Genomic DNA, 6,669 nt, shown 5'->3' with positions numbered 1-6,669 from the left:
GAGTTAAGAGTTAAGAGTTAAGAGTTAAGAGTTAAGAGTTAAGAGTTAAGAGTTAAGAGTTATGAGGGAATAACTATAATTTCAGCTTTTATAAAACGCTTTATCCCGATTGAATCCTTTTAAATCTTCTTACATTTATATCCTAAAATAGAATTTATGGATTTAAATCAGCTGTTGGAAGAAATACAATTACAGGACGATATTATAAGCAGTCATGATACTTTGTTTGAAGTAGTCAAAAACGAATCGGTTTGGGATACTTCTATAAAATCCAGAAAAACGGTAAGCTATGGCACGCCTTACAATTACTCAGGTATGGAATATGATTTTCTGCCAATGCCGGATTATATCGAGAATGCAGCCGGTATTATAAAAGACAAAATTGGGTTTACGGCCAATAATTGTCTGATAAATTATTATGATGACGGAAGATCGAAAATGGGTTTTCATTCCGATCAGACTGATATGTTAGCAGAAGGAACCGGAATCGCCATTGTTTCTCTGGGCAATAAACGAATCATGAGATTCAAAAATAAAGAAAACAAAGAACTAATACACGATATTGAATTACGGCCCAACAGCCTCTTTTATATGACCAAAGAAGTGCAGCAGTTCTGGCTGCATGCTATTTTACCGGACAATGTAAATGAGAATGCCGAAAGAATAAGCCTTACGTTTAGAAAGCTTATCGTATAAATAGCAAAACTCCCTGAATTTATACTATTCAGGGAGCTTTTATGTACCATTTATTTTTTCCTGTACGGTTTAATAATCTTGTTTTCTTTTTTGCTTAAGGCCAATAATACAAAAGTTCCCAAAATACAGAATACGATAGCCTGAATTGATCCTTCGGGGCCAAATTCTCCTCCGGTAATAAATTCCGGTCCGGCTATTCGGGCTTCTAATAAACTCTTTGTTTTTTCGTTTCCGGAGGTTATCGCTCCAAAAATTCCCGACTGAGTAAAATTCCAACCAAAATGTAAAGCAATCGGCAGCCATAAATTACGGCTGTAAATAAAAGCAGCTCCCAGCATAAAACCTGCAGTTGTAATGCAGATGGATGAAATTAAAGTTCCGTGTGGGTTTGCCAGATGAAAAACACCAAACAGAACCGAGGAAATAGTCAGGGCAATGTAACTTCCCAGTTTTTCTTCCATAATTCTAAAAATAATACCTCTTACCAATATTTCCTCAATGATCGCCACAGTAAACATCAGGGCAAACGGAATTAAGATAAAGGATATAGGATTAACAGCAGTAATGTAGTAATTTCCGTTGAGGTACATGACCAAAATAGTCAGCAATTGCAGCGTAAAACCAAGCAGTGCGCCAATGATAAGATTTTTGGCAAGTCCTTTTGAAGCAAACTCGCTAACAGCCCTTTTGTCATATTTTTTAAAGAAAGTAATGTAACTGAAAATGCACGCAGAGGAAACAAAAAAGCCTTTGAGAAGATTTCTGTAATCTTTATCGAGTGGTGTTAAAGCCAGCAATTTTACGGCAATCTGCTGCCCGATAATAACAACAGCCATAAATACCAGCAGGGCAAGAATAATTTTTGTTATAGAAGAATTGGTTATTTTTTGTTTTAAGGTAAGAGTTTCCATTTTAGATTTAGTTTTATAATTTGAAGCAAAAATAGGGCGCTCCAAAAACTAAAAATAGAATGAAATTTGCCTCTTTATAATTTTTGAAATTGTTTAGGAAGAAATCCGGTTTGATTTTTAAAGGTACGGATAAAATGACTTTGATCTGAAAAACCACAGTCCAGGGCAATTTCTGTCAGGCTGCTTTGTGAAGTTTGTATCATCGAAATCGAATGATCAATTTTGATTCTGCGCATATATTCTCCTAAAGTACAGCCAAAATATTTAGGAAAGTGTTTTGATATTGTAACAGGATTTAATTGTAAAACCTGCGATAAATCCTGAAGATTTGGATTTTCGTTCCAGCAGTCGTTTAATAATTCATTTAAGCTCTTTACCCAATACGGACTCTTATCAAATCGTTCTAAATGTGTACCAGAATAAGACAACTGTGAGAACAGCATCTTTATAGTATCATTCGTAAAAGGATCTGCGTTTTGTGTTTCCTTAAAAATTTTCAGGATTAAAAATTTGGTTAGTGTACTGTTTTGAACTGATTTTTCGAGTAAAGCTTCAGATAATTCAAGTTCTTTGAGCAGCGTTTCCTCAATTTCGATATTAATATTTCGGGAAGGAAAAAGCGTATTCTGATTTAAATGAAGTTCGCTGCTGTGATAAAATAACAGCGAGCCCGGACCAACTGTTTCGCTGAAGTTTTTTCGTTTTTCGGTAGTGCCACCTTTTAAAAAAAGAGTGATATGGGCATTATTGTGCGAATGCCAGCCTTCGTAAACCTTGTTCTGGTACTCAGTTTCGACCACAGCAATACCTTTTGCAGCCGTAAAACTGTTTTTAGTATTGCCTAAATATTTCTCTTTTTCGAGTTCGTACATCTTATTGTTTATAGGGTGGTATTTCAAGAACCAAAATACTAATTTTTTTATACACAAAAATCAAAACTATTTTGATTCTACTGAATTAGTCGTTTTTATGTAATTTGTAAGATTTAAATGCTTAATAAAAACATTGTATAAAGATTAACTGTTAAATAATAGTTTTTTTACCGAATATTTAATTGTTTTGTAACAAAAATATAATAAGGGCTACTAATTAGTCAACTATTTAAATCTTTATATTATGTATAAAAATACGATGAAATCAGTTTTTGCTGCATCTGCTTTTTTAGTGGGAGTAAGCGGCTGTTTTGCACAGGACATTTTGGTTAATTCATTAAAGCTGAATGCAAGTGATAAAAGTAAAGAAGCTTTTAAATTCACCGAAGTAGTAAACTTAGGAACTACATCTGTAAAAAACCAGGGTTCATCAGGAACCTGCTGGAGTTATGCATCGAACTCATTTTTAGAGTCAGAAATGATTCGTTTAGGAAAACAGCCTGTTGAGCTTTCTCAGGTTTTTTCGGCCAGAAACGTATATGTAGAAAAAGGAATTAACTACGTTCGTATGCACGGAGCAGTTACTTTGGGCGATGGCGGGGCTTTGCACGATGTGACCAACATGTACAAAAAATACGGAGCTGTACCTAGAGAAGTTTATACAGGATTAAACTACGGAACTGATAAAAATAAATTTGCCGAAATGGCAGCTCTTATCGAAGGTGTTTTAGCGGCGGTGGTTAAAAATCCAAACGGAGAATTAACGCCAAACTGGCAAAAAGCCTACGCAGCTGTTATCGATTCTTATTTAGGAAAAGTGCCGGAAAACTTTACTTATAAAGGGAAAAACTATACACCACAGTCTTTTGCTAAAGAAGTAGTAGGAATTAATCCAGACGAGTACATCGAAATGTCATCGTTTACAACTTCTCCATACTATCAAAAAACCACTATGATGGTACCGGACAACTGGTCATTTGATCAGGTTTACAATGTAAAAGTAAACGACATGACCGATGTTATCGACAATGCGTTGAAAAAAGGATATACTGTAGCCTGGGCAACAGACGTAAGTGAGAAAAGCTTCAGCTGGAAAAATGGTGTGGCGTATGTACCAACAAAGAAATTTGACGACATGACGGCCGAAGAAAAAGCAGATATGTTTAACGGACCAAAAGCAGAGCCGGAAATTACTCCGGAAATGCGTCAGGCGGCGTTTGATAACTACACCACTACAGACGACCACGGAATGCACATTATTGGTCTTGCGAAAGACCAAACCGGAAAAGAATATTATATTGTAAAAAATTCCTGGGGAGAAACAAACGACTACAAAGGTTTCTTGTTCGTAACCAAAAATTTCGTAAAATATAAAACTACTGCCTTAATGGTAAACAAAGGCGGAATTCCTGCTGAAATCGCTAAGAAATTAGGGGTTTAAGTTTAGGTTAGTTTTTAATAAAATAGAAAAGCGCTGCAATGTTGAATTGCGGCGCTTTTTTTATTCGTTTTCAGGAAATATTCAAAGTAATCTTTTTAGTCTTCTTTTAACCGATCGGGAATTTTTAAAGCATTCTATTATGTTTTCAAGTTCGGTTTGATCTAAAACAGCTTTAATTTCATAATGAAAGTCCGGAATAGGATAAGTTTGGAAGAACAAAGTCCTGTCAATTTCTTTTAACCAGCATCCATGTAAATAAGTGTCTTTTGAAAAAGAAAAACTATTGTTTGAGTCCAGAATATAACCAGCTTTAAAACAATATGTAGTTTGTTGGGCATCAATTAAATCGATACAGCCATGATTTATTGTAGTATCTGATGGGAAGTACTCAATGCTTGATGGCAGAGAAACTATTAACTGTACACCATTTACTTCCTTTAAAAGTAAAAAGAATTTATTTTTTGAATCACCATTTTCGAAAACATAATTAGGTATATGTAATAATGTCCCGTCTCTCATGTTAACGAATTCTAAATCCGCTTAAACTTGATTCAAGCTTTTTATGATGATTGTAAATAGAAAGTTTTACAGGCTCGTTTTGTAGAATTTCTTCAAAATTTAATTCAACATTAGAGCTGTTTTTGATCCCCATTTCAAATTTTTCCAGCAAATTATGACGGGATGCTGTGCTGTACCATAAAGAATCTTTTTTATGAGTAAAATTAATTAAAACATAAGCAGGTTGATCCTTTACTGTTTGAGTTAGTTTTTCTAAAAGATCCAATTCATTATCCGAAAATTCATCGTCATTGAATGCTTTTTTAGATTTTATGTATCTCTTGTTTTCCAGGGTCTTTATTTCGATATAATCTTTTAAAATTATTGGATCGTCTGACAGGTCCACAAATATTTCCTGAGAAACAGGCCCTAACTGCCAAACTTCATATTTTAGATTTAGAAAAGGTAATCCAAACTCTTTAATTGAAAATTCATCTAATAAATAGAGAATTTTTAAAAGTTTAGTTTTAGACAAATCATCTATTTTATCAGCTAAATAGATAATTGTGTTTCCAATTTTTTCTATGTCGTTTTTAAAATGCATATATTTGGCAACATGCTGCTATTTTGCATGTTAAGTTTAGATTTGTAGTGGCAAATTTACGGCTTTTATTTTACACAGCAATAACGCTGTATTTTTCTTGTAGGTTAAATATTATATAAAATAAAGCAGAATAGTAAGTTTTATTTAATTTATTTCCCTTTCATCAACTTCTCCAAATACTCAACCTTATCCTTTTCAGCCTGAACCAAACGCTCATAAAGTTCTACAACTTTGTCAAGAGGGTTAAAGGTTGGCTGAACGTTTATTCCGTTAATAGTTGAATTATCGTGACTGGTAAAAGTATTATTGATAATATTCAAAACAGCTTCTTCAGAAAAATTCTTAATTCCTTCAACAGAAACTCCTAAAACTTCGGCAATGGCTTTGAGTTTGTCATCGTCGATGGTTTCGCTGTTTTCAATAGCAGAAACTGTTTGTTGGCTTAAGCCTAAAGCTTGTGCGAGTGCTTCCTGTTTCATGTCACGAAGTTCACGAATACGGCTTATTTTGCGTCCTATATGGCTGGGTTTGGTAAATGTGCTCATAATTCAAAGATATTTAAAAATTCGTGAAAATGTATGGTATTGTAATTTACAAATGTGAATTTGTACGATACGTTTTGAGTGTTTTGGGATAAGACAAAAATACAATTTTTCGCACAGCTCAGGATTAAAAATTAAAATTATAAATAAACCGGCAATTGTTCAAAAGCAAAAGGTATACTTTATGGGTTTCTGGGTGTTTTATAGTTAAAATGAATTGTAACTATCACAAAATCAATAATTTTGTATTGTTTTTAATACAGTGTGAAATTCAAAACATCATGAAAAGGTATGCCGTATATTTTACTAGTATCACAAGTGTTTTTTCTGTAAGTAGTTTGGCTCAGGCAAATTATACTATTGTCGATGCCGGCACTAAAAAAACAGCTTCAAAGCTGGATGACAAATCAAACGAAGATCGTATTATCGATTCTTACCTCGTGGTAGAAATAATCAATATGCCTTTTGGCAAGCGAACAACCCAATACGAAGTTTCAAAACTCGATATGGTGTATACAAACGATTTAGGGCCAAATAATACCAGAACGGTCACACCCATATACAGAAAGAAAAAAGTACGATCTGCAGGCAGTATTGCGCCAAAAGCACTTGCCGATGCCAGTGTTGGTATTCAGCCGTTAGAAGTGGAGGTTATCGCTCCGGCATATTCGGAGAAATTCGTTAAAGTAGATATTTTAGATACCTACGCCAATGTTTTGGATAAAGGGTATAAATCTGTAGATATGCTTAAAAAAGTAGCAGACAAGTGTTATTTTGAAGGTGATTACAAAACCGCTGTTAAATACTATGAGGAACTTTTGCAGCTGGATAAAAATGCAGAGGCAGTTTATTATTTTAGGTATGCACAGTCCTTAAAAGGAATAAATGAAAAAGGGAAGGCGGAGAAAATGATGAGATTGTTTGAGAGTAAGAATTTGAATCAATAGAGAGAAGTAATAGAACTCAGTTTTGTCATTTCAGAAATGACAAACTTTGAGTAGAAGCCAGGCATAAACAAAAAAAGACGATCATTTGATCGTCTTTTTTTAAGCTCCCCCTCTTGGGCTCGAACCAAGGACCCTCTGATTAACAGTCAGATGCTCTA

The 6,669-nt window shown here is 34.2% G+C and carries 8 protein-coding genes; 3 read left to right on the top strand and 5 right to left on the bottom strand.

The window, feature by feature from the left end:
- The first annotated feature begins 156 nt into the window (after positions 1-156).
- Positions 157-696, top strand: a complete 540-nt coding sequence (locus tag ACODST_RS27575; protein ID WP_488935314.1) for an alpha-ketoglutarate-dependent dioxygenase AlkB — start codon at positions 157-159, stop codon at positions 694-696.
- Positions 697-746: 50 nt separating this feature from the next.
- Here the strand turns inward: ACODST_RS27575 and ACODST_RS27570 are convergent, their stop codons facing one another.
- Together ACODST_RS27570 and ACODST_RS27565 are read right to left on the bottom strand one after the other, a co-directional pair.
- The gene (locus tag ACODST_RS27570) at positions 747-1,607 is read right to left on the bottom strand and encodes a CPBP family intramembrane glutamic endopeptidase (protein ID WP_488935313.1); all 861 of its coding nucleotides are present in this window, start codon (positions 1,605-1,607) and stop codon (positions 747-749) included.
- Positions 1,608-1,681: 74 nt separating this feature from the next.
- The gene (locus ACODST_RS27565; protein WP_488935312.1) at positions 1,682-2,479 is read right to left on the bottom strand and encodes a helix-turn-helix domain-containing protein; all 798 of its coding nucleotides are present in this window, start codon (positions 2,477-2,479) and stop codon (positions 1,682-1,684) included.
- A 244-nt stretch (positions 2,480-2,723) separates the two neighbouring features.
- Between ACODST_RS27565 and ACODST_RS27560 the strand changes: the two genes are divergently transcribed.
- Positions 2,724-3,920 carry a C1 family peptidase gene (locus ACODST_RS27560; protein ID WP_488935311.1) on the top strand — a complete coding sequence of 399 codons (1,197 nt, stop codon included), beginning with the start codon at positions 2,724-2,726 and terminating at the stop codon, positions 3,918-3,920.
- An 81-nt stretch (positions 3,921-4,001) separates the two neighbouring features.
- On the opposite strand, the gene ACODST_RS27555 is transcribed toward ACODST_RS27560, so the two are convergent.
- The 3 genes from ACODST_RS27555 to ACODST_RS27545 all read right to left on the bottom strand — a co-directional run bounded on the left by ACODST_RS27555 (position 4,002) and on the right by ACODST_RS27545 (position 5,567).
- A complete protein-coding gene (locus ACODST_RS27555; protein ID WP_488935310.1) occupies positions 4,002-4,439 on the bottom strand; it encodes a hypothetical protein in 438 nt (145 codons plus the stop codon).
- 1 nt (position 4,440) lies between these two features.
- On the bottom strand, positions 4,441-5,022 hold the full coding sequence (locus tag ACODST_RS27550; RefSeq protein WP_488935309.1) for a Panacea domain-containing protein: 582 nt from the start codon (positions 5,020-5,022) through the stop codon (positions 4,441-4,443).
- A 149-nt stretch (positions 5,023-5,171) separates the two neighbouring features.
- Positions 5,172-5,567 carry a helix-turn-helix domain-containing protein gene (locus ACODST_RS27545; RefSeq protein ID WP_488935308.1) on the bottom strand — a complete coding sequence of 132 codons (396 nt, stop codon included), beginning with the start codon at positions 5,565-5,567 and terminating at the stop codon, positions 5,172-5,174.
- A 278-nt stretch (positions 5,568-5,845) separates the two neighbouring features.
- On the opposite strand from ACODST_RS27545, the gene ACODST_RS27540 reads away from it, so the two are divergent.
- Entirely contained in the window at positions 5,846-6,511 is a 666-nt protein-coding gene (locus ACODST_RS27540) for a hypothetical protein (protein ID WP_488935307.1), read from the top strand.
- Positions 6,512-6,669: the final 158 nt, after the last annotated feature.

It is taken from the genome of Flavobacterium sp. FG19 (assembly GCF_057809475.1).
Note: the sequence above shows the minus strand (reverse complement) of the source record. Positions and strands in the feature narration are given on the sequence as shown.